The organism is Salinicoccus sp. Bachu38, from assembly GCF_038561955.2.
GTDB classification, from domain to species: domain Bacteria; phylum Bacillota; class Bacilli; order Staphylococcales; family Salinicoccaceae; genus Salinicoccus; species Salinicoccus bachuensis.
The window spans coordinates 1780545-1804591 of the sequence record NZ_CP138333.2 but is presented as its reverse complement, the minus strand read 5'-3'; the positions used below and the strand labels follow the sequence as shown (position 1 = coordinate 1804591).

The window sequence follows — 24047 nt, the reverse complement described above, 5'->3', positions numbered from 1 at the left end:
GATCAATGGAAGAGAAAATCAAGGCACTGCAGGATAAGCTGAACCGCTATAACTACGAATATCATGTGCTCGATGACCCGACCATCCCCGACAGCGAATATGACAGGATGCTGCATGAACTCATCGCCCTGGAGGAGCAGTATCCGGAATTCAAGACGGATACTTCCCCCACAGTAAGGGTGGGCGGCGCAGTCCTCAGCCGCTTTGAGAAAGTGGCGCATGACACACCGATGCTCAGTCTTGGCAATGCCTTCAACGAAGGGGACCTCAGGGCATTCGACAAGCGGGTCCGGGAAGCCGTGGAAGATGTGGAATACATGTGCGAACTCAAGATAGACGGTCTCGCCGTTTCCTTGAAGTATGAATCGGGACGGTTCGTCCAGGGGACGACCCGTGGCGACGGAACGGTGGGTGAGAACATCACCTCCAATCTCCGGACCATACGTGCGATTCCGCTGACTCTGGACCGCCCCCTCTCCTTTGAAGTCAGGGGCGAGGCGTATATGCCGAAATCCTCATTCGAGAAGCTCAATGCGGAGAAGGAGAAGAATGGGGAGACGCCATTCCAGAATCCAAGGAATGCGGCAGCAGGGTCGCTGCGGCAGCTTGATCCAAAACTTGCCGCCAAGCGGAACCTGTCGGTCTTCCTGTACAGTGTGAATGATCTGACAGAGCTCGAGGCGGATACGCAGAGTGCAGCGCTGGATGAATTGGACGCGGCAGGCTTCAAGACCAACAGGGAGAGGAAGCTCGTCAGTGATATCGATGATGTTCTCGAGTACATAGAATACTGGGAGAACCACCGCAATGATCTTGAGTATGATATCGACGGCATCGTCATCAAGGTCAATGCCTTCAGCAGCCAGGAGCAGATGGGATATACGGCGAAATCACCGAGATGGGCGATCGCCTACAAGTTCCCCGCCGAAGAGGTGGTCACGGACCTGGTAGACATCGAACTGACGGTAGGGCGTACCGGTGCAATTACACCGACTGCCATACTGAAGCCGGTCAAGGTGGCCGGGACGACCGTGGCGAGAGCATCCCTGCACAATCATGAACTGATAGAGGAGAAGGACATCCGCATCAATGACAAGGTGATCATCCGCAAGGCCGGGGACATCATTCCGGAGGTCGTCCGACCGATCCTTGAGGAAAGGACAGACCAGGAGATATATGAAGCACCGACCAAGTGCCCGGGATGCGGTCATGATACGGTCAAGCTGGAGGATGAAGTGGCCATCCGCTGCATCAATCCCGGCTGTCCGGCACAGCTTGTCGAAGGCATGATCCACTTCGTCTCAAGAAGCGCAATGAACATCGACGGACTCGGTGAAAAGGTGGTCCGCCAGCTTTTTGAGGCCGGACTGATCAAGGATGTCGGTGATATCTACGCTTTGACATATGAAGACCTCATTCCGCTCGAGCGGATGGGCGATAAAAAGATTGAAAACCTGCTCGGAGCAATCAAGGACTCCAAGGACAATCCGTTGCGGAAGCTGCTGGTCGGCCTCGGCATCAGATTTCTCGGCACAAAAGCATCGGAACTCATTGCACAGGAATTCGGCTCCATGGAGGAGATCATGAAGCAGCCGAAAGAGCGCTTCATAGAAATCCCTGAAATCGGTGAGAAGATTGCAGACTCCATCGTCACCTATACCCAGCATCCGGATTTCAAAGATCTGATAGGCAAATTGGAGCGCTACGGCGTCAATATGACAGAGGAGATTCAGGAAGCGTCAGGCGGAGCGTTCGAGGGAATGACTTTCGTTCTGACCGGAAAACTTTCAGAGCTGACACGGAACGAAGCAAAGTCGATGATAGAGAATGCCGGCGGAAAAGTGACCGGCAGCGTTTCCAGCAGAACGGATGTCGTTGTTGCAGGGGAAGAAGCCGGGAGCAAGCTTGAGAAGGCACAGTCCCTGGATGTGACAGTCTGGAACGAAAAAGAATTCATAGAGAAGATGGAGCAGTAGCCATGATGAAAAAACATATAGTGTCGCTGCTCTTCCTGATGCTCCTTCTGGCAGCATGCGGCTCTGAGGAGACCGTGCAGCAGAATCAGGATCAGGGGGAGCCTGATAGCGAAGTGGGCACGGTGCCGGTGGAAGAGCAGGAGGAGATGGTGACTTCGAGCGATGAAGCGGAACACTACCGTACAGTCATCCCCTATGAGCTTTCACCGTCCCGCGGACTCACCAGCTCCAACATGGTATCGAACTACAACATTGAAGCGTTTGAAAAGGGCCTTTTCGAGTTGAGCAAAGGGCCATTCAGCCCGGATGAGTACGTATTCCGGGAAGGCCAGGTATTCACCGAGGAGATGATACGGGGGTACCTTGGGCGCAGTTACACGATGGAAGAGATCGAGGCGATGTCCGAGGAGGAAAAGGCCCAGAATAATGCATTCAGCAATCTCGGACTCAATCCTTCGGTGGAGGGCGAAACAGATCCGGAAGTGATCGCCCAGGAAGCACCTCTGTACCTGTCCCATATATTGGAACAGAACTATATGGTGCAGGCCGAAGATGAAGAGGCACTTGAATTTGGAGGAATGACGATCGGGCTGGCGATGAACAGTGAGTACCAGTATCAGAAAGAGCAGTATGGACCAACATTCACAAGAGAACTCGATACGGAGAAAGTCAGGCAGGAAGGGGAACAGATGGCCGAGGAAATTCTTGAGCGGATACGGGCGAACGAAGACTACAAGGACATGAAGATCGTGTTCGGCATCTTCATACAGTCCACCGACACGGCCATCACCCCGGGCAATTTCGTTTCGACGGCAGTCGTGGAAGGGGGAGAGGACCAAATATCGAACTTCCAGCAGGTCAATGAAAATTATGTGCTCCTGCCTTCTTCTGATGCGAGTGCAATCAGTGAAGAGATTAACAGTGAATATCAGAACTTCAACAGGAAATTGGAATCATACTTCGACAGTTTCACGACTTCCATCGGCCATGGATATTTCGTAGATGGAGCACTTGAGCGGCTCACGATAGAGATTCCCTTGGAATACAGCAGCCGTGGCGAGGTCATCGGCCTGACACAGTACGTCAGAAGTCTCGTAGCAGAGCATTTCAGAAACACGGAGGTCGAGGTTTCAATCGAAGATAAGAACCAGTCATATGCGTTGATCACCAAAGACAAGGAAGAGAACATCAGCGTGCACATCTATGAATAGAATCCACTAAAAAAGGAGCATCCCTACATGGGACGCTCCTTTTCATATGGTCTTATCTGCGCTGTTTAAGAATATTTGTCGTTTCATCAAATTCGGCTTCCATCTCTTTGGAGATGCCAGTACCTTGGGTCATCTTACTTACAATGACTGCTGCAAGCGTGGATACGATGACACCAGGGATGATTTCGTAAAGGCCGGTACCGAAAGTGCCTGCTGCGATCCAGATGATTACAGTGGCGGCACCACCGATGATGGCTGCAACGGCACCTGAACGTGTAAGACCTTTCCAATGAAGTGAAAGAACGACGAGCGGTCCGAATGCTGCACCGAATCCGGCCCATGCATTGGCAACGATGTTGAGGATGACGGATTCATCATCCCATGCAATGATGATTGCAACGATGGCGACGAGTACGACGGACAGACGTCCAAGAAGCACGAAGTGCTTGTCGAGTTCTTCTTTTGATTTCGTCTCTTCACCTACTGTTTTGCGTCGGACGATCTTATAGAAGTCCTGGACCAGTGAACTGGAAGTGACGAGAAGCTGTGAAGAAATCGTACTCATGATTGCTGCAAGAATTGCTGCCAGGAAGAATCCACCGATCAACGGATGGAAGAGCACCTGGCTCATGAGAATGAGGATCGTCTCCGGATCTGAGACATCATTGGCTGTCGCATCAGTGAATGCGATACCGAGAAGACCAGTCAGACATGCACCAACGAGTGCGATGGACATCCACACGATGCCGATACGACGGGCATTCGGAATGAGCTTGTGGGATTTGATGGACATGAAACGCACAATGATGTGCGGCTGTCCAAAGTAGCCGAAGCCCCATGCCAGGTTGCTCAGTATGGTGATGATCGAAACACCGCTGATGAATGACAGATAGTTGACGTCTGCCAGTCCACCGAGTTCCTCGATCCTGACGAAAGGCTCGACACCCTGTCCGGTAAGGTTCATCCATGCAACGATTGGAATCAGTACGATTGCGATGAACATGATCGTCCCCTGGAAGAAGTCGGTCAGGCTGACTGCCAGATATCCCCCTACGAACGTATAGATGACGACGACAGCTGCGGTGACAAAGAGTCCCCAGTGGTAAGGCAGATCAAATGCACTTTGGAAAAGCTTGCCCCCGGAAACCATTCCACTCGCCGTGTAGACCGCAAAGAATATTACAATGACGAGACCGGAAACGATCTTCAGTATGTGACGGTTATCTTTAAAACGATTTTCGAAAAAGTCCGGAAGCGTGATGGAGTCTTCGGAAACCTCCGAATAGACACGCAGCCTCGGTGCAACCACCCAGTAGTTGATGTATGCCCCGATTGTAAGACCGATGGCGATCCAGATGCTGGATAGACCGACGCTGTACATGCTGCCCGGCAGACCCATGAGCATCCAACCACTCATATCCGATGCTCCTGCAGACAGTGCAGTGACCCAAGGCCCGATATTACGGCCCCCAAGCATGTATCCACTGAGGTCTGACGTCGATTGCTTATAGGCATACAGTCCGATGATGATCAGAACGATGAAGTACAGTGCCATCATTATGTACTCCTGCCATCCAGCGGTAAATGTAAATTGTGCTGAATTCAGTATCATTTTTTATCTCCTCCCCTTAAACACAATACAAAACCTGGACTTGCATTGCAAATTGATTTCGTGAAATTACGGTCCCAAAATGGGTCCAACCCTTGATGTCAAGGGCATGCACCAGGTATAAATTTACACGGTTTAATTATACTATAGTGCTAACAGATTAAAAAGAATATTTAGAAAATAAAGAAAACAATTTTACACTATTTTTCCATTTTTACAGTAATGGAACGTAAAAGGGCGGATGGAATAGATTTTTAGAACAATGTTTGATAAAATTTATATGTTCTTTATTAGAAATGGAGGGAACAGGATGTCTGAGATTAATCTGGATACGGTAAAACACGTGGCAAATCTTGCACGTATCGAAATACAAGATGAGAAAGCGGCAGAAGCTTTCACGAAAGAACTGGACAAAATCGTGGACTACGCACACCTTCTCGATGAAGTGGAACTGAGCACGACAGAACCGATGTTCCATGCACTGGACCTGACGAACGTCTTGCGTGAAGATACACCGAGTGAACCTTTGTCACAGGATGAAGCGATGAGCAATGCCAAATCAACAAAAGACGGACACTTCAAAGTGCCGAAAATGTTATAAGGAGGGCTAGTGTGAACATTCATGAGATGACAGTGGAAACACTGTATGAAAAGATACAATCCAAAGAAATCAAACCTTCTGAAGTAGTGGGTGCGCTATTCGATAGAATCGAAGCGTCTGATGAGGCAATCGGTTCTTTTTTGTTTGTCAATAAGGAAGAAGCGATGAAGCAGGCGGAGGCACTCGACCGTCTTCAGGAGGAAGACAGGATGGAAGGGCCGCTGTTCGGCATTCCGATGGGAATCAAGGACAACATCTGTACCAAGGATATACTGACGACATGCGCAAGCCGCATGCTGGAGGACTTCACTCCTGTATATGATGCAACAGTCATGGAAAAGCTCAATGATGCAAATGCGGTCATGATGGGCAAACAGAACATGGACGAGTTTGCGATGGGTGGTTCTACAGAGAACTCCTACTTCAAAAATACACGCAATCCATGGGATCTGAAAGCTGTTCCGGGCGGTTCCTCGGGCGGCTCTGCAGCTGCAGTGGCAGCCGGTTTCGTACCGTTCTCCCTCGGCTCCGACACTGGCGGCTCCGTCCGTCAGCCTGCCGCCTTCTGTGGTGTAGTGGGCATGAAGCCGACTTACGGACGTGTTTCCAGATATGGACTCGTCGCGTTCGCCTCTTCACTTGATCAGATCGGACCAATCACGAGGAACGTGAGGGACAACGCAAGGATCCTCGAACTGATTTCAGGTTCCCACAACAAGGATGCGACAAGCAAACCGGGGATGGACCACCAGTTCCTCGACGGCATCGACAAGGACCTCTCCGGCATGAAGATTGCACTCCCTAAAGAATTCATCGGGGAAGGCATCAGCACGGAAGTGGAGGAATCCATCAGGAAAGCGGCCGAAACATTCGAATCACTCGGTGCGACAGTGGAAGAAGTATCCATTCCACATACCAAATACGTGGTCAGCGCCTACTACCTGATCGCCTCCAGTGAAGCAAGCTCCAACCTTGCCCGCTTTGACGGGATACGCTACGGCTACAAGGCTGAAGGAACCGAGACGCTCGAGGAGCACTACAAGAAGACACGTGCCGAAGGGTTCGGCGAAGAGGTCAAACGCCGCATCCTCCTCGGAACCTTCGTACTCAGTGCCGGACACTACGACCAGCATTATATCCGGGCGCAGAAGCTGCGCGGTGTCATCGAGCGGGAAATGAAGGGACTGTTCAGCGAATACGACCTGATTCTCGGCCCTACAACACCGACGCCTGCATATGATCTCGGAGAGAAATCCGATGACCAGCTGGAGATGTACAAGGATGACATCCTGACCATTCCGGCAAACCTGACAGGCATGCCGGCGCTCTCCATCCCGAGTGGTCTGAGCGCATCCGGACGCCCGATCGGCCTGCAGCTCATAGGAAATCACTTTGATGAAAAGAAAATATACAACGCGGCATTGAAATTTGAAGAGCAGTTCAATCTCCATGAAGAATTGAAAACGCTGCAACTGGAGGTGCAATAATGCATTTTGAAACGGTCATTGGACTGGAAGTCCACGTTGAACTTAAAACGAACACAAAAATGTTCTCGGATGCACCTGCACACTTTGGTGCTGAGCCCAACACGAACCTGAGTGTCATCGACCTTGCCTACCCGGGTACATTGCCCGTTCCGAACAAGGAGGCGGTCAACTTCGGCATGAAGGCGGCCATGGCACTCAATATGGATATTGCAGATGTCACAAAATTCGACAGGAAGAACTATTTCTATCCGGACAACCCGAAAGCGTACCAGATTTCACAGTTCGACCAGCCAATCGGCGAGAACGGCTGGATAGAGATTGAAGTGGACGGCGAGACGAGACGCATCGGCATCACCCGCCTGCACCTCGAAGAGGATGCCGGCAAATCGACGCATAAGGATGACCATTCACTGGTCGACCTGAACCGTCAGGGGACACCGCTTGTCGAAATCGTCTCCGAACCGGACATCAGAACACCGGAAGAGGCGTATGCCTACCTAGAGAAGCTGAAGGCGATCATCCAGTATACCGGTGTTTCCGACTGCAAGATGGAAGAGGGGTCACTCCGCTGTGATGCGAACATCTCCCTGAGACCATACGGCCAGGAGGAATTCGGTACGAAGACGGAGCTGAAGAACCTGAACTCCTTCAACTATGTCAGAAAAGGACTTGAGTTCGAGGAGAAACGCCAGGAGAAAGTGCTGATGAAGGGCGGGGAGATTCCCCAGGAGACACGCCGCTTCGATGAAAAGAGTGGGGATACCGTCCTCATGCGTGTCAAGGAGGGTTCCGATGACTACAGATACTTCCCGGAACCGGACCTCGTGGAAATCCATATCGACCAGGAATGGAAGGACAGGATCAAGGAAAGCATCCCGCTCCTGCCCGATGCCCTGAAAGAGAAGTATGTAGATGAATACGGACTGCCTGCGTATGATGCCCACGTCCTTACGCTCAAGAAGGAGACTTCCGACTTCTTCAACGAGATGGTGGAGTCGCACCAGGCGGACGTGAAGCTCGCTTCCAACTGGCTGATGGGCGGGGTGAATGAATACCTCAACAAGCAGCAGGTCGAATTGAATGAGACGGCACTTACGCCGGAAAACCTGTCCGACATGATCAAACTGATCGAGGATGGCACGATTTCAAGCAAACAGGCGAAAAAAGTCTTCAATGTGCTCGTCGAAAAAGGCGGGGACGCGAAGAAGGTCGTCAAGGACCTCGGCATGGAACAGATCTCCGATCCGGCAGTGCTCACCGAAATGGTGACGGAAGTGCTGGATGCCAATCCGCAGTCGATCGAAGACTTCAAAAATGGGAAGGACCGTGCAATCGGCTTCCTCGTCGGCCAGATCATGAAGAAATCAAAAGGCCAGGCGAATCCGAAGATGGTCAACCAGATACTGCTTGAAGAGATTGATAAGAGATAGAAGCATTCATTTCAGCAATTTTAAAAACCTTGGGTGACTACACCCAAGGTTTTTCTATTCGACCATATATTCATGGATATTCTGAGCGATGCGCGCTTCCACCGGGGCTGTCAGCGTCTCTGAATCATAGTCATAGTATTCATCTTCGACGGTGACCCCCCGGTTGTCGATGTAGTAGTAGTCATTCTCAGGGAAATATTCCGCGTCCTCTTCGAGGACCTGTGCGAGATTTTCATGCTGGTGGGCGTTGGGATTCCCCAGCAGATAGACGACCTTGCCCGCATCATAGAGATTCATATATGCATTCTCCAGGCGGGCGGCATCCCGTTCAGGCAGCATTTCCCGGTTATAGTCGCTGATCTGCAGGGCATCGATGATGACCCCATCACTGTTTTCATTGACTGTCAGCGTTTCAAGTTCAGAAGATGCAGCATCGAGGTCGATCCGGTTGAATTCGATATGGCTGGTACCGAATTGCTGCGACAGGACACTGATGAAGTCCCCGCTGTAGTATGAAGGGACGACCACATCGATGATTACAGGTTCATTCTCTGCTACTGCTTCTTCGTAGGTCCCGTTCAGAGCCTCCTGATTGAATGAGACAGTTTCGTTGTTAGCATTATTGGTTTCTTCGGGCGGCTCGGGCTCTTCCTCACCTGCCCCTTCCCCGGATGAAGGCTCATCCGATGCTGTTGATGCAGGTTCTCCTGCGATGGATTCATTGTCTCCCGCACTCTGGTCCACACCGAAATTCATGTATATTCCGATGCCGAAGATGATAAGAAGTATGATTATCAGTGCTTTTTTCATGATGCCCTCCTTTAATGTCTACACATACTATACGCCAAATATGATATAATGTTGAAAATTAAATTTTTTCAAATTTATTATACACAAAATATTTAATGAATGACACATTTAGGATGATTATTGATGAATACCACTACTATTTATAAGAAGGCATCTGAATGCTATATCCAGGCATCATTGGATATTCTGAACCACTTCAGGACGAGTGTGAAGGAGATCCACCATGTCGGTTCCACGAGCATCCAGAGGATGGACATGCCGGGGGAAGTCGATGTTCTATTATTGATGAAGTATGAGGAAAATATAAACATGCTGGCGAACGGTATGGTCCAGGAGGGATATGACAAGGTGAGCGGCTTCCCTTCCGACTATATCGAAGAGGTCGTCCTGCGTGATAACCAGGATGATTTCGAGGTGAATTTCATTCTGATGCATCATGAATCGGAAAGGAAGGATGAGATTCTCTACTGCAGGGACTGCCTTAATGAGAATGACAGATATATCCAGGAGTTCCGTAAGCTCAAAAGGGCCTATCTGGAGCGGAGGATGGACCGGGAGGAGTACGAGTTGAGAAAAGCCGGGCTGTTCAGTGCGATCATGGACCGGGAGGAGGACCTGGACATTGTATAGGTTCCTCTTTATTCTGAACTGTGTACTGATTGCGCTGATGATCCTTGTCTCCACGACCGGGCACTGGGCATTGATCCGGACACTCCAGGTCATCGTTTTTTTATTGAGTGTCTATCTGTTCTATTCATATACAAAACACAACAATAGGAGAAAGAAATGAAAACTGCGAGAATTATCTACAATCCCACTTCGGGACGGGAAGCATTCAAGGAATCACTGGCAGAAGTGCTGGAGCGTCTGGAGGTCAGTGGCTATATCACGAGCACGCATGCTACGACGTGTGTTGGCGATGCGACCCGGGCTGCAGCAAAAGCCTGTGAGCTTGGATTCGACCTGATTGTTGCGGCAGGCGGTGACGGCACTGTGAATGAAGTGGTCAACGGCATGGCCACATATGATAAAAGACCGGCTCTCGGAATCATTCCGATGGGAACGGTGAACGATTTTGCGAAAGCGCTCCATATCCCCCCTACGATACATGAAGCGGTGGAAACGATCATCAGCGGCCAGTCCGCCCGCATCGACATCGGCCTCATGAACAGCAAATATTTCATCAACATTGCAGGAGGCGGGAAGATTACAGAAGTCTCCTACGAAGCGCCCAGCAAATTGAAATCCATCATCGGCCCTCTGGCATATTACGTAAAGGGCATAGAGATGCTGCCGAAAATAAGGAGCAGTAATGTGAAGATCGAGTACGATGATGAAGTCTTTGAAGGAAAAGTGATGCTGTTCCTGCTCGGGCTGACGAATTCCATCGGCGGCTTTGAAAAGCTTGTACCCGATGCGAAATTGAACGATGGCAAGTTCACCCTGATTATCGTAGAGGAAGCAAGCCTTGCGGAAATCGGTCATATCATGACCCTGGTCACAAGAGGGGAGCATCTGAAGCACCCCAAAGTCCATTTCTTCAAAGCGGAGGAAGTGAATATCTCTTCGTTCGAAGAAGTCCAGCTTAACCTCGATGGGGAGTTCGGAGGCGTCCTGCCTGCCCGGTTCACCAACTTGAAGGAGCACCTGGAGATCCGGGTGCCCGTGGCATTCTATGATCAGCATATCCTGAAATTCGAAGAAGACTGAAATGAAGGGCGCGTCAGCCCTTTTTTCATGAATTATGGTTTGACGGAGCAATAGTGGGTAAAAGGATATGCCAAGTGCATCTTCCATGCAGTAAGAAGGAATATTACATAAAGAGAGGTTCAGTTCCATGTTCGGCATAACAGACCTTATATCACTCATCATTTCCGCCTTCATCATACTGCCGGTTGTAATCATTCTGAGGGAACTCGGATATGTGATTGCCGGCTCGATTTTTGGGGCGAAAAACAGCCGGCTGACGCTGGGCTCAGGCCCCAGGCTGTTCAAAATAGGTATATTGGATGTACGCAAACATTATCACCTGTACAGCTGGTTCTCCTATGATGAATTGACGAACCAGAGCAGGTTCGCATATGTCATGATCTATGCTAGCCCCATCCTGGTCAATGCCATACTCGGACTCGCCATCAATGCGCTGCTTGCAAATGGGTACATGGAGGAGCAGGCGACCTTCTGGAACCGGTTCATCTTCTATATATTCTATTTCGTCCTGTTCGATGCCGTGCCGATGAAGACCGTCAACGGCATGCCGAACAATGGGCTGCTGATCTATGAGATGATCCGCTACGGCAAGCGGACCGACCACAACAAGGAACCGTTCCTCCCGTCGACTTCCGAAGTGGAAAGCGAGTATCAGGAGGGTATGGAGAAAATGGAAGAGGAGTTGCAGGAAGAGAAGGAAGAGAAGAAGGAAGAAAAGGAAGAAAAGGAGGAAGAGAAGGAGAAGAAGAAAGAGGAAAGAGAAAAGAAACGAAAAGAAAAGGAAGAGCGCAAGAAAGCGGCAAAAGGAAGCTGAATGGTCCAATGGGCCATTCAGCTTCCTTTTGCCTCAATCATATTCCGGATTCTTATGGGACGGGTACAGGCTCAGTCCGCCATCCGCCACAATCGACTGTCCAGTGATATATACGGACTGTTCAGAAGCCATGAAGGCTGCGATGTTGGAAATATGTTCAGGCTCTGCAACATAGCCCATGGGAACGAAGTCATCGGCACCTTCCTTCTCTTCCGGTGTGGAGAAGAAGTCTCTGTTTATCGGTGTATTGACGCTGCCCGGAGCGATGTTGTTGACCCGTATGCCAAGCCCGGAATACTCTAGGGCGAGTGACTGCGTCAACAGCTTTACGCCGCCTTTGCTTGCAGTGTAGTGGGCATAGTGCGGCCAAGGGATGATTTCGTGGACACTTGAAATGTTGATGATGCTGCCTTTTTTGTCCGTATCCAGGTAGTGCTTCAATGCTTCGCGGGCACCGATGAATGTGCCGCGGAGATTTGTATTGATGACCTTGTCGAACTCATCGACCGAGAGTTCATGGCTCGGTACATCATTCTGGATGCCGGCATTATTGACCATGACGTCGAGTCCACCGAACTTTTCGATCGTCTGCTTCACTGCATCGACGACTTCCTGTTCCTCGGTGACATCACACTTGATTGTAGCTACGGATTCAGTGTTGCCATCATTCAGTGCATCAACGATTTCATTCGCTTCATCGTCTCCGCTATGATAAGTAAACATTACATTCATGCCCTCTTCATGATATCTTTTCACAATCGCCTTGCCGATTCCGCTCGATCCGCCTGTAACCAGCGCTGTCTTGCCTTTCAGATCTTCATACATAAATTCACCACTCCCATTGTATTTTCTTTACTATGTATACCCGAAATTTTCCGCTTCAAGCCTAAAGGATGGATGCATTTGATATAATGGAATGAACTAATGAACCAGAGGTGGCTTATGAAACTGACGATATTTGCAACGACAGATATACATGGCGCACTCTATCCATATGACTATTTTGACGGTTCGGAGAAGACATCGAGCCTGCTTCATCTGCAGTCGCATATTAAAAAGTATCGATCCGCCCACCCTGAAGATCTTGTTCTGACTGTAGACAATGGGGACATGCTGCAGGGGGATGTCTGGAGCGACTATGACTATAGGCACAGGGATGGGGAAAATCCGCTTTTCGCACCGAGGATGATGAATGAAGTCTATGATGTCATCGGCGTCGGCAATCATGAATTCAACTTCGGGCTGGACTACCTCCTGACCGCCTACAGGCAGGTCGAAGCTGAAATCATCAATGCAAATGTGGATTTCAGGCAGCACCCCTTAAAAGACTGGATCAAACCCTATGTGATTATTGAAAAGGAGACCCCGCACGGACCATTGAAAATAGGCTTTCTGAGTGTCATGCCCACCCAGATCATGAAGTGGGATGCCTTCCACCTTGAAGGGAAGGTGGATGTCGACGATATGCTGATGACCGTCGAAGCGGTTGCTCGGGAGATAAAGGCACAGGGGGCGGACATCATCATCCTGCTGTCCCATTCCGGCATGAGCAAGGACCCGGAACATGTCAGAAGCTATGGCGAAAACCAGACATTCCTCATGACCATGATCCGGGATATCGACGGCATCGTGTTCGGGCATACCCACGAATTCTTCCCCGACCCCGATTTTGAAGAGGAAATAGACAATATCGACTTCAGGCGGGGCGCGGTCAACGGCAAACCGATGGTGCAGCCGGGTGTTTCTGCGAGCCATCTCGGGCAGCTCACTTTCGAGCTTGAATATGATGGTGGATGGCGCATCAGGGAGGCCGATGCACAGCTCATCGAAGCCCATACAATAGAGATGGATGAATCTCTGAAGACACGCTACCTGCCGCTGCACCAGAAGGTGCTCGCCTACCTGTCCCAGCCGGTCGGCCATATAGAAGAGACTTGGCATACCTATTTTTCCAGGGTGGTGCCGTCGAAAGCCGTACAGGTGGTGGCCGAAGCGGGCAAAAAGTATGCTTTGGAACTGATCGACAGGGGAGAGATTGAGGCATTGCCGGTACTCGGCTTCAATGCAGCCACCAAGGCGGGGAGGGATGGTGCCCATGACTTCACTGTGCTCGAAGCGGGGGAGATTACACTGTCCTCAGCCATCGACCTGTACAAGCACACCAATACGATGGTCCTCATCAAGGTCGATGGCCGGATATTGAAGGAATGGCTGGAATGGAGTGCCTCCCAGTTCAACCAGCCTGCAGAAAGCGATGACCTGCTGAAGCCGAACAGTTCAAAGAACGGCTTCCCAAGCTATAACTTCGATACATTCTTCGATCTCGAGTACACTTTCGACATTTCACAGCCGTCAAGGTACAGCGGGACGGCAAAAAAGCTCAATGATACAGAACGGGTCGTCGAAATGATGTATAATGGAAAACCTGTCCGGCCGGATGACTGCTTCATTGTACCGGCAAACAACTACAGGGCCGCCTATACTGCGTTTCTGAGAAAGGCAGAAGTCGTGCATGAATCTCAGAAGAGTGTGCGGGATATCGTGACGGAATACATGATGTCCGGCCCCGAGTTTGAGTATACGAATCCGATGACGATCATCCCCCGGGGAAAATACAGAATGAAGACCGCCACAAAGGCGAAAGAATATATACAGAATGACAGCAGTATCCATCATCTCGAAACACTTAGGGATGGATTCAGCTGGTACGAAATCGATCTGACCAAGGAGGAAGAACATGACCCCAGTCAATAAGAATGATCATTTCACCGCAACCGTCGAAGACTATACACATGAAGGACAAGGTATCGTCAAAGTGGACGGCTATCCGATCTTCATCCCCAACGTACTGAAGGGGGAGGAGATAGAGTTCAAGGTGCTGAAGACCAACCAGAAGTTCGGCTTCGGCAAAAGCGCGAAGCTGCTGGCCCCTGCGGCGAACCGCATCGAACCGCCATGCCCGTACTACTATGAGTGCGGCGGCTGCCAGATTCAACCGCTGAACTACGAAGAGCAGCAGGCATTCAAAAAGGGGACGGTGGACAAGAGCATCAACCGCATGGGCAAACTCGACCGGGAGACGCAGGACGTCATGGCGATGGACAATCCGTTCAATTACCGGAACAAATCCCAGATTCCCGTCCGGTTCAGGGACGGCAAGGTGGAGATGGGATTCTATCGTCCAAGGAGCCACAACATCGTCGATATCGAGTACTGCCTCATACAGAAGGACATCCACAATAAGCTGATGCTTTTCATCAAGGAGCAGTTCAACCGGGAGCACGTTTCCGTATACGATGAAGCACTGCATCAGGGACTCATCCGCCACGTCGTCATCCGTTCGAACCATGATGACAGCGAAGTGCAGGTGGCCTTCGTCACCAACGGCAAGAAGAACATCTTCTCAAACATCATTAATGAGATGATCGAAGCCTTCCCGATGGTCACCAGTGTCGTCCAGAACATCAATGACCAGAAGACCAATGTCATATTCGGCGAGAAGACCATCACACTCCGCGGCAAGGACTACATCACGGACACACTGCTTGGCAAGGACTTCCGCATCCGGGCGAAATCCTTCTACCAGGTCAACCATGCCCAGACGGAAAGACTGTACCGGAAGGCCATAGAGCTCGCCGACCTCAAGGGTGATGAAACCATCATCGATACGTACTGCGGCATCGGCACCATCGGACTGTGTGCATCTGATAAGGCCAGGAAAATCATCGGTATCGAAGTCGTCCAGTCCGCCGTCGAAGACGCGAAGGAGAACGCCAAGCTCAACGGTGTGGACAATGCGGAATACCATCTCGGCAAATCCGAGCAGGTCATGAAGAGGCTCGTCAGCCAGGGCGTCAACCCCGACGTCGTCTTCGTCGACCCGCCGAGAAAAGGGTGCCACCCCGAATTCCTAGAGTCGCTCGTCGAAGTGAAGCCTGAGAAAATCATCTATGTATCCTGCAACCCGAGCACACTGCAGCGCGACCTGAAGTATCTGAATTCAGAAGGGTATGACATCAGTCCAGTCACGCCCGTCGACATGTTCCCGCAGACGAACCATGTGGAGAGTGTAGTGATTTTGGAGAAAGAGTAGCTCTCGCTGGTAAAAGGATTTTATGAAAAGACCTGGATACCGGTTACCGGTCTTCAGGTTTCTTCATGCCTTTTTCCGGCTTTATCCATTGATAAGAGCATCTGGAAAGAGTAAAATTACCTATGTTCTTATTAAGATGATGAATGTATCAGATAAATATTCATTAGAATATAACGTAATGAGAGGATTTGAAATTCGATATGAAAGATAATTTTTGGAAGGAGCTTCCACGACCGTTCTTTGTGCTGGCGCCGATGGAGGAAGTGACGGATGTGGTCTTCCGACATGTAGTGGCTGAAGCGGCGCGGCCTGATGTGTTCTTCACTGAGTTCACGAACTCGGACAGCTACTGTCATCCTAAGGGTAGGCATAGCGTCCAGGGCCGACTGACTTTCACGGAAGATGAACAGCCGCTCGTTGCCCATATATGGGGAGACAGGCCGGAGCATTTCCGTGAGATGAGCATCGGCATGGCTGAAGCGGGATTCAAGGGCGTCGACCTCAACATGGGTTGTCCTGTCCCGAACGTTGCCGGAGATGGCAAGGGCAGCGGCCTCATCCAGCGTCCGGAAGTCGCAGCTGAACTCATCGAGGCGGCAAAGGCAGGGGGCCTGCCGGTCAGTGTGAAGACGCGCCTTGGCTATACGGAGATAGATGAATGGAGGACATGGCTCAAGCATGTGCTGGAGCAGGACATTGCCAACCTTTCCATCCACTTGCGTACACGCAAGGAAATGAGCAAATACGATGCCCACTGGGAACTGATTCCTGAAATCAGGCAGCTGAGGGATGAGATCGCCCCAGAGACGTTGCTGACGATCAACGGAGACATCCCGGATTATGAAACGGGGATGGCACTCGTCGAGAAGTATGGTGTCGATGGAGTCATGATCGGCCGTGGCATCTTCAAAAATCCATTCGCTTTTGAAAAGGAACCAAAAAAGCATGACAGCAGGGAACTGCTCGATCTTCTGAGGATACACCTTGATCTGCATGATGAGTATGCACATCTCGGCCTCCGCAAATATACGGCACTCCACCGCTTCTTCAAGATATATGTCAAAGGCTTCAGGGGCGCAAGCGCTTTGAGAAACGAACTGATGAATACAAAATCGACAGACGAAGCACGCGCGCTGCTTGATCAGTTCGAGCAGAACTCTGAAGATATTTTGTAAGAAGAATACTCCTGAAAAGGCTTCGATGAGAGCTATTAGATGGTTAAAGACATTCATGAAATGGATGTCTTTTTTATTTTACAAATATTTATGGATACGCAGAGGGTGAATCCATCCATTAATATGGTAAAATGTAAATAAAATGACAGTTGCATATTCCCACAGCGAAAAATATGAATGGGAGCGTGATGCAAGTGACTGGTGTCGAAATCGATATGGTCGTCCGGGACAGCGTGAAAGCATTGAGGCTCTATGAGCGTATATTCGACCTGGCGCCCATTGAAGTCACCGATTTTCCAAGAGGCGAGAATGAAGTTGTGTTTACCTTATATGGTGTACGGTTCCACATGCTGGATGAGAACCCCGAATTCGAGCTGATAGCACCACAACCGGATGATCCGAAACCGATATGGTTCAACATCATGGTGGAGGACATAAAGGAAACATATGAAAGAGCGATGGAAGCGGGGTGCCAGGAAGTCCAGCCGGTGACAGAAATTGCCGATCATGGTGTATCGAACGCCATATTCAGCGATCCTTTCGGTTATCTTTGGATGCTGCATGAGATACATGAGGAAGTGGACTTCGATAAACGGGTGAATCTTTGGGAAGAACGGGAGAATTAGCCGGTGAGGACGAAATGGAGAGGTCCATCCACGTCACTGGATGGAATAAGATGAGAAAAGATGAATGATGGAAATGAAGGCGGCTTGAAGCAGGGTAGCGGCGCATCACGTGCCAACTTTAAGCGGGAAAGAATATAAAAATTGATAAGGATGATATTATGGCGATCAATTATTATCAATGTCCAGAGTGTGAAGCGCGGGAAACCGGGCGCATCATACGAGGAGACCCTTCTTACGATGGATACCAGAAATCGCGGGTACCTGAATATCGCTGCAACAGTTGCGGCAATGAGTGGACGAAAGAGGAATCCGTGGACTATTCATATCGTCGGATCAAAGTGCTCGAGGCAACGGTCGGCGGCTACTCTAACGGCGACACGAAAGTGACGATCAATTTCGAAAGGAATTTTGCAAAGTGGGAGCATGGCATCCTTAACCCTATGGAGATACACTATGCAAGGTTTGGGCCATCGGACATGGAGCGCATAAGGAGCGAATTGAAATCGGTGGATCTGCTTAACTGGAAACGGAGCTATCAGGATTCATATATACTGGATGGCACACAGTGGGAAATTGTAATTCACAAAAGCGGGCGGAATCTTTATAAGAGCGGAAGCAACATGTTCCCGAAGGAGTGGGAGGCATTCTCCCAACTGATGAAAAAGATCACCGGCAAGGAATTTGGTTAGAGACGAGGACGGAGGGGCGGAATGAAAATTCGTGAGATTGCACCGGGAGAGGCGCCTCCAATGGCGTTGCTGCTCCTGGCGGATCCTTCGAAAAAGGCAGTGGCATCTTATCTGGATACATCCGAGTGCTTTATTGCGGAAACGGATGACGGCATCGTCGGCACCTATGTAGCAGGTGGGATTTCAGATGAGTCGGCGGAAATATTCAATATCGCCGTAGCAGAAGAGGCACAGGGTCAAGGAATCGGAAGGACGATGCTGCTGGATGCGATTGAAAGATATGAGGCAAAAGGATACCTTTGGCTTCATATCGGTACGGGTAATTCGAGCATCGGGCAGCTGGCACTGTACCAGAAATGCGGCTTCAGAATCGATGGCGTAATCAGGGACTTCTTTACGGCCAATTATGAAGGGAAGATCATTGAAAATGGCATATGGTGCCGGGATATGATCCGGCTGGTGAAAGCATTGCAGTGTAATACGGAAATAGGGGGATGATTGCCATAATCTATGTAGCGCTGCTTCGCGGCATCAATGTGGGCGGAAAGAACAAGATCAATATGAAAACGCTCAAGCGAACCTTTGAAAATGCCGGCATGACCGATGTCGTCACGTATATCAATTCAGGGAACATTGTCTTCACGTCTGAAGAAACATCCAAAGACCGGATTTCCGGAACTCTGGAAACAGCAATATACCAGGACTTCGATCTGCACATCAAAGTTCTGGTCGTGGGCAAGGAAGCGTTCGATGACATCATCCGGGCACTCCCTGATACATGGAAGAATGACAGGGAGATGAGAAGTGATGTCATGTTCCTGTGGGATGAAATCGATGAGGGGTCTGTACTTGAAAAACTGAAGATAAACCCGGAAATCGACACGGTCAAGTATGTCCCTGGCGCCATACTCTGGTCGGTGGATAAGAAGAACATGTCGAGAAGTGGGCTGTCGAAGCTTGTAGGAACGAAAGTATACAAGATGATGACTGTAAGGAATGTGAATACCGTCCGCAGGATACATGCACTTATGGAAGAGACGGAGTTGAAATGAATTTCATAAAGGGGAGATCCATCATGTCCAAAACAAAGGCGTTGATCAGTGGCATCGGGGCGGTTCCAATTGTCCTTCTCGGTGGTTCTTTTGCCGCCAGGATGCTTTTCAACAGGAAGGTCGATAAGGAAGTCGAAGCGCTTTTTGAAAAGGTGGAAAGTGGATACCGGAAAATTTCAGAGGAAGACCTCGACGGATTGCCTGGAGCAGTCCGGAGATGGATTGAAAATTCCGGCGTCAAGGAGCGCGGGGACATAAAGGCGGTACGGCTGAAGCAGAATGCAGAGATGCGGCTCGCTGAAGGCAAGCCGTGGATGCCTGTCCGGGCGGAACAGTATTTCATTTCCCACCAGCCCGGATTCATCTGGAAGGCGGACATCCGCATGGCCCCCTTCGTCCACATTTCGGGCAGGGACAAGTATGATGAAGCCCGGGGGAACATGCTGATCAAGGTGCTTTCGCTGTTTACCGCTGCCGACTCGAGTGGTCCCGAAATCGACCAGGGGACGATGCTGAGGTACTTGGCAGAGACGATATGGTTTCCGAGTGCTGCATTGAACGATTATATAATATGGACAACCATCGATGAAAACAATGCGGAAGCAACAATGACCTATGGCGATGTCTCAGCAACAGGTGTGTTTACATTCAACAGCAACGGGGACCCCACGCATTTTGAAGCGGAGCGCTACGGAGATTTCGATGGCGAGATGCGCCTTGAGACATGGGCGATTCCCCTGAAGTCGTACAGGGAGTTTGACGGGGTGAGGGTGCCCACTGAAGGGGAAGTGACCTGGAAGCTCGACAGTGGAGACTTCAATTGGTTCAATTTCGAGGTGGTCGAAATCGAGTATGATAATCCGCATCCATACCATTCAAGATGATGATGGCCATGGAGCGCCTCCCTTTGCCCCGCCAGCCAGAAATGTTATAGTATACTATTGAAATAGGATTAACAGAGAAGAGAGGTAGCATCCATATGGATAGGGTCGATAGTATTGTTGATTTGATTGGGAACACACCTGTAGTGAAACTGAATAGGCTGGTGCCTGAAGGGGCTGCGGATGTCTATGTGAAGCTTGAGATGTTCAATCCGAGCAAGAGTGTCAAGGACCGTGCGGCATACAACATGCTGAGGCAGGCGGAAGCAGATGGCCTGGTGGAACCGGGCGGTACGATCATCGAACCGACGAGTGGCAACACAGGGATCGGTCTCGCAATGAATGCGGCAGCCAAAGGCTACGAGGCGATCTTCGTCCTGCCGGACAGCTCCACGAGTGAGCGCATCAACCTGCTGAAGGCATATGGTGCGAAAGTGGTGCTGACGCCTGCTGACGAAAAGATGCCGGGATGCATCAGGAAGGCCAAGGAGCTCCAGGCGGACATTCCGAACAGCTTCATCCCGCAGCAGTTCGAAAACTACGCCAATCCGGATATTCACCGTACGACGACGGCGGTCGAGATTCTGGAGGATTTTGACTATGATCTGGATGCGTTTGTCGCAACGGCGGGCACGGGTGGCACAATCACCGGTACCGGCGAGGTGCTGAAGGAGCATATCAAAGACCTTCATGTCGCCGTTGTGGAGCCGCAGGGATCTCCGGTGCTCTCCGGGGGAGAACCGGGCAAGCATAAGCTTGTGGGCACAAGTCCGGGGTTCATCCCGAACATCCTGAATACGGATGTATACGATGAAATCATCCAGATTGCCGACGAGGATGCGATTGATATGTTCCGCCGCCTGGCGACAGAGGAGGGCATCTTTGTGGGCCCTTCTGCCGGCGCCTCCGTCTTTGCAGCGATCAGCGTGGCGAAGAAACTTGGTGCAGGCAAGCGTGTCGTGGCGATTGCGCCGGATACGGGCGAACGCTACTTGAGCATGGGACTGATAGAATAATGTGGATGAAGGCGGTAGATTGGATTCTATCGCCTTTTTTATGTATATTTACATTCAAATACACTAAGTATGTAAGGGGTGCCATATGAATCAGATCATCAAGCTTGAAGATGTATCATGGAGAAGAGACGGCAAGGAAATCCTGAAGGCCATCAATTGGGAAGTGAAACCAGGGGAACACTGGGCGATTCTTGGCCTGAACGGCTCCGGAAAGACATCCCTGTTGAATATTGTCACGGGCTACAACTATCCGACGGCCGGGCGGGTCAATGTACTGGGAACGGAATTCGGCAAGGCAAGCCTGCCTGAAATGCGCAAGAAGATCGGGTTCGTCAGCAATGCCCTCGGCAGATTTGCACAGACTCTGAACCGGGAGACGGTGGAGAATATCATACTGAGCGGCAAATTCGCCTCTTTCGGCATCTATCAGGAGATCACAGAGGCAGATGCACAGCGTGCGGCGAACATCCTGAAGGAGCTCAGGCTGGAATACATATCAGACCAACGCTATTCGGTGCTCTCCCAGGGGGAACAGAGAAGGGCGCTTTTGGGGCGTGCCCTCATGAGCCGGCCGGAACTGCTGATTCTGGATGAACCCTGTGCAGGACTCGATGTGCTGGCGCGGGAGGATGTACTGGCAATGACGGAGCAGGTGGCGGAAGAGGCGCGGCCGCTGCTGTATGTCACCCATCATATCGAGGAGATTACGGATGCCATCTCACATGTCCTGCTGATCCGGGACGGTGAAATCGTCTCGCAGGGACCGAAACATGAAGTGCTGACAGGTGAAAACCTGACCGAGGCGTACAAGATTCCGATCAATCTGCACTGGGAGGGCGGCCGCCCATGGATGTCAGTGGAGCGGATGGCCAAAGAGAGCGGGGGTAAGGCATGATTTCAGGGCATCACCATATTTCGATGTTTACGAAAGACCTCAAGGTGAACAACCATTTCTATACGGAAGTGCTCGGCTTCAGGCGGGTCAAAGTCTCGGTGAACCAGGGGGATGTGGGAATGTATCATGTCTTCTATGGGGACACCATAGGAAGTGCGGGCAATGATCTGACATTCTTCGAGATTCCTAATATAGGCAGCACCCGTCCGGGCACCAATATGATATCCGGCATCGGCCTCCTCGTCCCTTCACGCGAAAGCCTGGAATACTGGGAGAAGCGGCTTGCTTCATATGATATCGGGCATGATGGGATAGCTGAATATGCCGGCAGGGAGGCGCTGCGCTTCCGGGACCCTGATGGCCTGCCGCTGATTCTGATCAATCATGAAAATAAGGATATCCCTGAGACTTGGGAACCATGGAATGAAAATGAAATAGAGAAAGCGCATCATATCCTTGGCATGGGCACTGTGGAAATCAAGGTGGAAGACAGGGACAGCATCGTGTCATTGCTCCACACCATGTTCGGCTATTCCATTGCGGATGAAGGGCAGGAAGCAACGCGGCTTGAAGCCGTCAGCGGTGAAGCGTTCGGAGAAATCCTGATCAGGTCGGAGTCGGGCAGCAGGGCGCGTGCAGGAAGGGGCAGTATCCACCATCTTGCTGTCGAATCACAATCGCGTCCGCTCGATGAATGGGACCGGATGCTGAAGGAAGCGGGCTATATGACGACCGGCGTGAAGGACCGCTATTATTTCGAAAGCCTGTACTTCAGGGAGGAAAATGGCATCATGTTCGAAATCGTCGGGCCCGGAGGACGCGGCTTCACGGCAGACCGTCCGGTCGAGGGTCTGGGTACAGGACTCGACCTCCCGCCGTTTTTGGAAGACAGGCGGGAAGAGATCGAAGCGCATCTGCGTCCGATTGAGGAGTGGACATAAGAAAAGAGCGGAAGATCTTCCGCTCTTTTTCATGACTGGATTGCAGTTTCGTAGATTTGCCTGTCAGCTTCGCTGAACACGTTGAAGACGATGGCATCGAAATGATGGTCATGCGACTTGAGCCAGCTGCCGACCGTTCCGAGGGCGATTTCGGCTGCCCGATCTTTCGGGAATCCGAAGACACCTGTAGAAATGGAAGGGAAGACGACGGTCCGGATGTCCTCCATTTCGTCGGCAAGCTCAAGAGTCGACTGGTAGCTTGAAGCGAGGACCGCTTCATGCGCCTCCGTCAGGGCTTCGTCCTGGCCGAGGGCCGGGCCGACTGTATGGATGACATATTTGGCAGACAGATGATATCCACGTGTAATTTTTGCATTGCCCGTCTCCTCATCCGATTTCTGACGGTGGATGATTTCTGCACAGTCATCCCGGAGCATGGGCCCGGCACCCGAGTGGATGGCGTTGTCTATGCAGTCATGCAGGGGCTGCATGCATCCGAGCAGCTTCTCATTCGCTGCATTCACAATCGCATCCGCTTCAATGGCCGTGATATCACCCTGCCACAGGACCATCCTGTCCGCCCCGGACACATCCGTTTTTGGATAGTCGTGGCTGATGGCAGACAGTTCAATTGCCGCGACGGTCTGCTTCTCTTCCTTTTCAAGCTGGAGGAGTGTGTCCAGCTTGAGCATCATTTCCCTGTTCAGCGGTTTCGGCTGCCTGATATTGAGGAGCGCCCGGATGAGCCGCCTTTTCGCCTCATAATCATCGGGGATGTTGATGTCCTGGGTGCCCGCCTGCTCATTGCGCAGGATCACCAGCACATCATCCACCAGTGCTTCCCTGTTCTTCGTGCCAGCAAGTTTCGGCTCAAATGGATCGTTCAATTTGATCGCATCCGCGTATTTCTGTAGTCCGATGTTGGCCATTACAATCACCTCTTCATTCCATTTTGTCACGAATATCCTCTGAATGCCATTTAGAGGTTTCAGCTGCAGCACCCCTCCATTAATTTCCCTATGCTAGTATAA

The 24047-nt window shown here is 50.8% G+C and carries 24 protein-coding genes; 20 read left to right on the top strand and 4 right to left on the bottom strand.

The window, feature by feature from the left end:
* Positions 1 to 5 precede the first annotated feature (5 nt).
* On the top strand, positions 6 to 1976 hold the full coding sequence (ligA, locus tag RQP18_RS09245) for an NAD-dependent DNA ligase LigA (RefSeq protein WP_342387405.1): 1971 nt from the start codon (positions 6 to 8) through the stop codon (positions 1974 to 1976).
* 2 nt (positions 1977 to 1978) lie between these two features.
* Entirely contained in the window at positions 1979 to 3187 is a 1209-nt protein-coding gene (locus tag RQP18_RS09240; RefSeq protein ID WP_342387404.1) for a CamS family sex pheromone protein, read from the top strand.
* Positions 3188 to 3239: 52 nt separating this feature from the next.
* On the opposite strand, the gene putP is transcribed toward RQP18_RS09240, so the two are convergent.
* Complete coding sequence (gene putP, locus RQP18_RS09235; protein ID WP_342387403.1) at positions 3240 to 4799, bottom strand: sodium/proline symporter PutP; 1560 nt, start codon at positions 4797 to 4799, stop codon at positions 3240 to 3242.
* 307 nt (positions 4800 to 5106) lie between these two features.
* On the opposite strand from putP, the gene gatC reads away from it, so the two are divergent.
* Genes gatC through gatB form a run of 3 tightly spaced genes read left to right on the top strand, consistent with a single transcriptional unit; the run spans position 5107 to position 8314 of the window.
* Positions 5107 to 5397, top strand: coding sequence for an Asp-tRNA(Asn)/Glu-tRNA(Gln) amidotransferase subunit GatC (gatC, locus tag RQP18_RS09230; RefSeq protein WP_342387402.1), 291 nt, complete (start codon positions 5107 to 5109; stop codon positions 5395 to 5397).
* A gap of 11 nt (positions 5398 to 5408) precedes the next feature.
* Positions 5409 to 6884 carry an Asp-tRNA(Asn)/Glu-tRNA(Gln) amidotransferase subunit GatA gene (gene gatA, locus RQP18_RS09225; protein ID WP_342387401.1) on the top strand — a complete coding sequence of 492 codons (1476 nt, stop codon included), beginning with the start codon at positions 5409 to 5411 and terminating at the stop codon, positions 6882 to 6884.
* Positions 6884 to 8314 (top strand): Asp-tRNA(Asn)/Glu-tRNA(Gln) amidotransferase subunit GatB, encoded by a 1431-nt coding sequence (gene gatB / locus RQP18_RS09220; RefSeq protein WP_342387400.1) that lies wholly within the window; start codon positions 6884 to 6886, stop codon positions 8312 to 8314. The genes gatA and gatB overlap by 1 nt, the downstream gene beginning before the upstream one ends.
* A 54-nt stretch (positions 8315 to 8368) precedes the next feature.
* Here the strand turns inward: gatB and RQP18_RS09215 are convergent, their stop codons facing one another.
* On the bottom strand, positions 8369 to 9124 hold the full coding sequence (locus RQP18_RS09215; protein ID WP_342387399.1) for a hypothetical protein: 756 nt from the start codon (positions 9122 to 9124) through the stop codon (positions 8369 to 8371).
* 123 nt (positions 9125 to 9247) lie between these two features.
* Here RQP18_RS09215 and RQP18_RS09210 point away from each other — a divergent pair, with 123 nt between their 5' ends.
* The 4 genes from RQP18_RS09210 (at position 9248) to RQP18_RS09195 (ending at position 11648) form a co-directional block, all read left to right on the top strand.
* Positions 9248 to 9754 (top strand): GrpB family protein, encoded by a 507-nt coding sequence (locus tag RQP18_RS09210; protein WP_342387398.1) that lies wholly within the window; start codon positions 9248 to 9250, stop codon positions 9752 to 9754.
* On the top strand, positions 9747 to 9914 hold the full coding sequence (locus RQP18_RS09205; protein ID WP_342387397.1) for a hypothetical protein: 168 nt from the start codon (positions 9747 to 9749) through the stop codon (positions 9912 to 9914). Before RQP18_RS09210 ends, RQP18_RS09205 begins: the two co-directional genes overlap by 8 nt.
* Positions 9911 to 10834, top strand: coding sequence for a diacylglycerol kinase (locus RQP18_RS09200; RefSeq protein ID WP_342387396.1), 924 nt, complete (start codon positions 9911 to 9913; stop codon positions 10832 to 10834). The genes RQP18_RS09205 and RQP18_RS09200 overlap by 4 nt, the downstream gene beginning before the upstream one ends.
* A gap of 127 nt (positions 10835 to 10961) precedes the next feature.
* On the top strand, positions 10962 to 11648 hold the full coding sequence (locus RQP18_RS09195) for a hypothetical protein (RefSeq protein WP_342387395.1): 687 nt from the start codon (positions 10962 to 10964) through the stop codon (positions 11646 to 11648).
* Positions 11649 to 11681: 33 nt separating this feature from the next.
* Here the strand turns inward: RQP18_RS09195 and RQP18_RS09190 are convergent, their stop codons facing one another.
* Positions 11682 to 12473: a glucose 1-dehydrogenase gene (locus RQP18_RS09190; protein WP_342387394.1), complete on the bottom strand. Its 792-nt coding sequence runs from the start codon at positions 12471 to 12473 to the stop codon at positions 11682 to 11684.
* 117 nt (positions 12474 to 12590) lie between these two features.
* Between RQP18_RS09190 and RQP18_RS09185 the strand changes: the two genes are divergently transcribed.
* The 11 genes from RQP18_RS09185 to RQP18_RS09135 all read left to right on the top strand — a co-directional run bounded on the left by RQP18_RS09185 (position 12591) and on the right by RQP18_RS09135 (position 23016).
* Positions 12591 to 14402: a 5'-nucleotidase C-terminal domain-containing protein gene (locus RQP18_RS09185; protein WP_342387393.1), complete on the top strand. Its 1812-nt coding sequence runs from the start codon at positions 12591 to 12593 to the stop codon at positions 14400 to 14402.
* On the top strand, positions 14386 to 15741 hold the full coding sequence (rlmD, locus tag RQP18_RS09180; protein ID WP_342387392.1) for a 23S rRNA (uracil(1939)-C(5))-methyltransferase RlmD: 1356 nt from the start codon (positions 14386 to 14388) through the stop codon (positions 15739 to 15741). Before RQP18_RS09185 ends, rlmD begins: the two co-directional genes overlap by 17 nt.
* 200 nt (positions 15742 to 15941) lie before the next feature.
* On the top strand, positions 15942 to 16916 hold the full coding sequence (locus RQP18_RS09175; RefSeq protein ID WP_342387391.1) for a tRNA dihydrouridine synthase: 975 nt from the start codon (positions 15942 to 15944) through the stop codon (positions 16914 to 16916).
* 194 nt (positions 16917 to 17110) lie between these two features.
* A complete protein-coding gene (locus tag RQP18_RS09170; RefSeq protein ID WP_342387390.1) occupies positions 17111 to 17542 on the top strand; it encodes a VOC family protein in 432 nt (143 codons plus the stop codon).
* A 158-nt stretch (positions 17543 to 17700) separates the two neighbouring features.
* Positions 17701 to 18231: a hypothetical protein gene (locus RQP18_RS09165; RefSeq protein WP_342387389.1), complete on the top strand. Its 531-nt coding sequence runs from the start codon at positions 17701 to 17703 to the stop codon at positions 18229 to 18231.
* 21 nt (positions 18232 to 18252) lie between these two features.
* The gene (locus RQP18_RS09160; protein WP_342387388.1) at positions 18253 to 18729 is read left to right on the top strand and encodes a GNAT family N-acetyltransferase; all 477 of its coding nucleotides are present in this window, start codon (positions 18253 to 18255) and stop codon (positions 18727 to 18729) included.
* Positions 18730 to 18734: 5 nt separating this feature from the next.
* The gene (locus RQP18_RS09155; RefSeq protein WP_342389395.1) at positions 18735 to 19283 is read left to right on the top strand and encodes a DUF1697 domain-containing protein; all 549 of its coding nucleotides are present in this window, start codon (positions 18735 to 18737) and stop codon (positions 19281 to 19283) included.
* Positions 19284 to 19306: 23 nt separating this feature from the next.
* A complete protein-coding gene (locus RQP18_RS09150; protein ID WP_342387387.1) occupies positions 19307 to 20167 on the top strand; it encodes a DUF6544 family protein in 861 nt (286 codons plus the stop codon).
* A 95-nt stretch (positions 20168 to 20262) separates the two neighbouring features.
* Positions 20263 to 21180 (top strand): cysteine synthase A, encoded by a 918-nt coding sequence (cysK, locus tag RQP18_RS09145; RefSeq protein WP_342387386.1) that lies wholly within the window; start codon positions 20263 to 20265, stop codon positions 21178 to 21180.
* Positions 21181 to 21265: 85 nt separating this feature from the next.
* A complete protein-coding gene (locus tag RQP18_RS09140; RefSeq protein WP_342387385.1) occupies positions 21266 to 22075 on the top strand; it encodes an ABC transporter ATP-binding protein in 810 nt (269 codons plus the stop codon).
* A 23-nt stretch (positions 22076 to 22098) separates the two neighbouring features.
* Entirely contained in the window at positions 22099 to 23016 is a 918-nt protein-coding gene (locus RQP18_RS09135; RefSeq protein ID WP_373446013.1) for a VOC family protein, read from the top strand.
* 29 nt (positions 23017 to 23045) lie between these two features.
* On the opposite strand, the gene RQP18_RS09130 is transcribed toward RQP18_RS09135, so the two are convergent.
* Positions 23046 to 23975 carry a protein-ADP-ribose hydrolase gene (locus RQP18_RS09130; protein ID WP_342387383.1) on the bottom strand — a complete coding sequence of 310 codons (930 nt, stop codon included), beginning with the start codon at positions 23973 to 23975 and terminating at the stop codon, positions 23046 to 23048.
* Between the last annotated feature and the right edge of the window lie 72 nt (positions 23976 to 24047).

Coding starts and splice junctions, on each gene's coding strand:
- ligA (WP_342387405.1), top strand. CDS start 6: ATGGAAGAGAAAATCAAGGCACTGCAGGATAAGCTGAACCGCTATAAC.
- RQP18_RS09240 (WP_342387404.1), top strand. CDS start 1,979: ATGATGAAAAAACATATAGTGTCGCTGCTCTTCCTGATGCTCCTTCTG.
- putP (WP_342387403.1), bottom strand. CDS start 4,799: ATGATACTGAATTCAGCACAATTTACATTTACCGCTGGATGGCAGGAG.
- gatC (WP_342387402.1), top strand. CDS start 5,107: ATGTCTGAGATTAATCTGGATACGGTAAAACACGTGGCAAATCTTGCA.
- gatB (WP_342387400.1), top strand. CDS start 6,884: ATGCATTTTGAAACGGTCATTGGACTGGAAGTCCACGTTGAACTTAAA.
- RQP18_RS09215 (WP_342387399.1), bottom strand. CDS start 9,124: ATGAAAAAAGCACTGATAATCATACTTCTTATCATCTTCGGCATCGGA.
- RQP18_RS09210 (WP_342387398.1), top strand. CDS start 9,248: ATGAATACCACTACTATTTATAAGAAGGCATCTGAATGCTATATCCAG.
- RQP18_RS09200 (WP_342387396.1), top strand. CDS start 9,911: ATGAAAACTGCGAGAATTATCTACAATCCCACTTCGGGACGGGAAGCA.
- RQP18_RS09195 (WP_342387395.1), top strand. CDS start 10,962: ATGTTCGGCATAACAGACCTTATATCACTCATCATTTCCGCCTTCATC.
- RQP18_RS09190 (WP_342387394.1), bottom strand. CDS start 12,473: ATGTATGAAGATCTGAAAGGCAAGACAGCGCTGGTTACAGGCGGATCG.
- RQP18_RS09185 (WP_342387393.1), top strand. CDS start 12,591: ATGAAACTGACGATATTTGCAACGACAGATATACATGGCGCACTCTAT.
- rlmD (WP_342387392.1), top strand. CDS start 14,386: ATGACCCCAGTCAATAAGAATGATCATTTCACCGCAACCGTCGAAGAC.
- RQP18_RS09175 (WP_342387391.1), top strand. CDS start 15,942: ATGAAAGATAATTTTTGGAAGGAGCTTCCACGACCGTTCTTTGTGCTG.
- RQP18_RS09165 (WP_342387389.1), top strand. CDS start 17,701: ATGGCGATCAATTATTATCAATGTCCAGAGTGTGAAGCGCGGGAAACC.
- RQP18_RS09160 (WP_342387388.1), top strand. CDS start 18,253: ATGAAAATTCGTGAGATTGCACCGGGAGAGGCGCCTCCAATGGCGTTG.
- RQP18_RS09150 (WP_342387387.1), top strand. CDS start 19,307: ATGTCCAAAACAAAGGCGTTGATCAGTGGCATCGGGGCGGTTCCAATT.
- cysK (WP_342387386.1), top strand. CDS start 20,263: ATGGATAGGGTCGATAGTATTGTTGATTTGATTGGGAACACACCTGTA.
- RQP18_RS09140 (WP_342387385.1), top strand. CDS start 21,266: ATGAATCAGATCATCAAGCTTGAAGATGTATCATGGAGAAGAGACGGC.
- RQP18_RS09135 (WP_373446013.1), top strand. CDS start 22,099: ATGTTTACGAAAGACCTCAAGGTGAACAACCATTTCTATACGGAAGTG.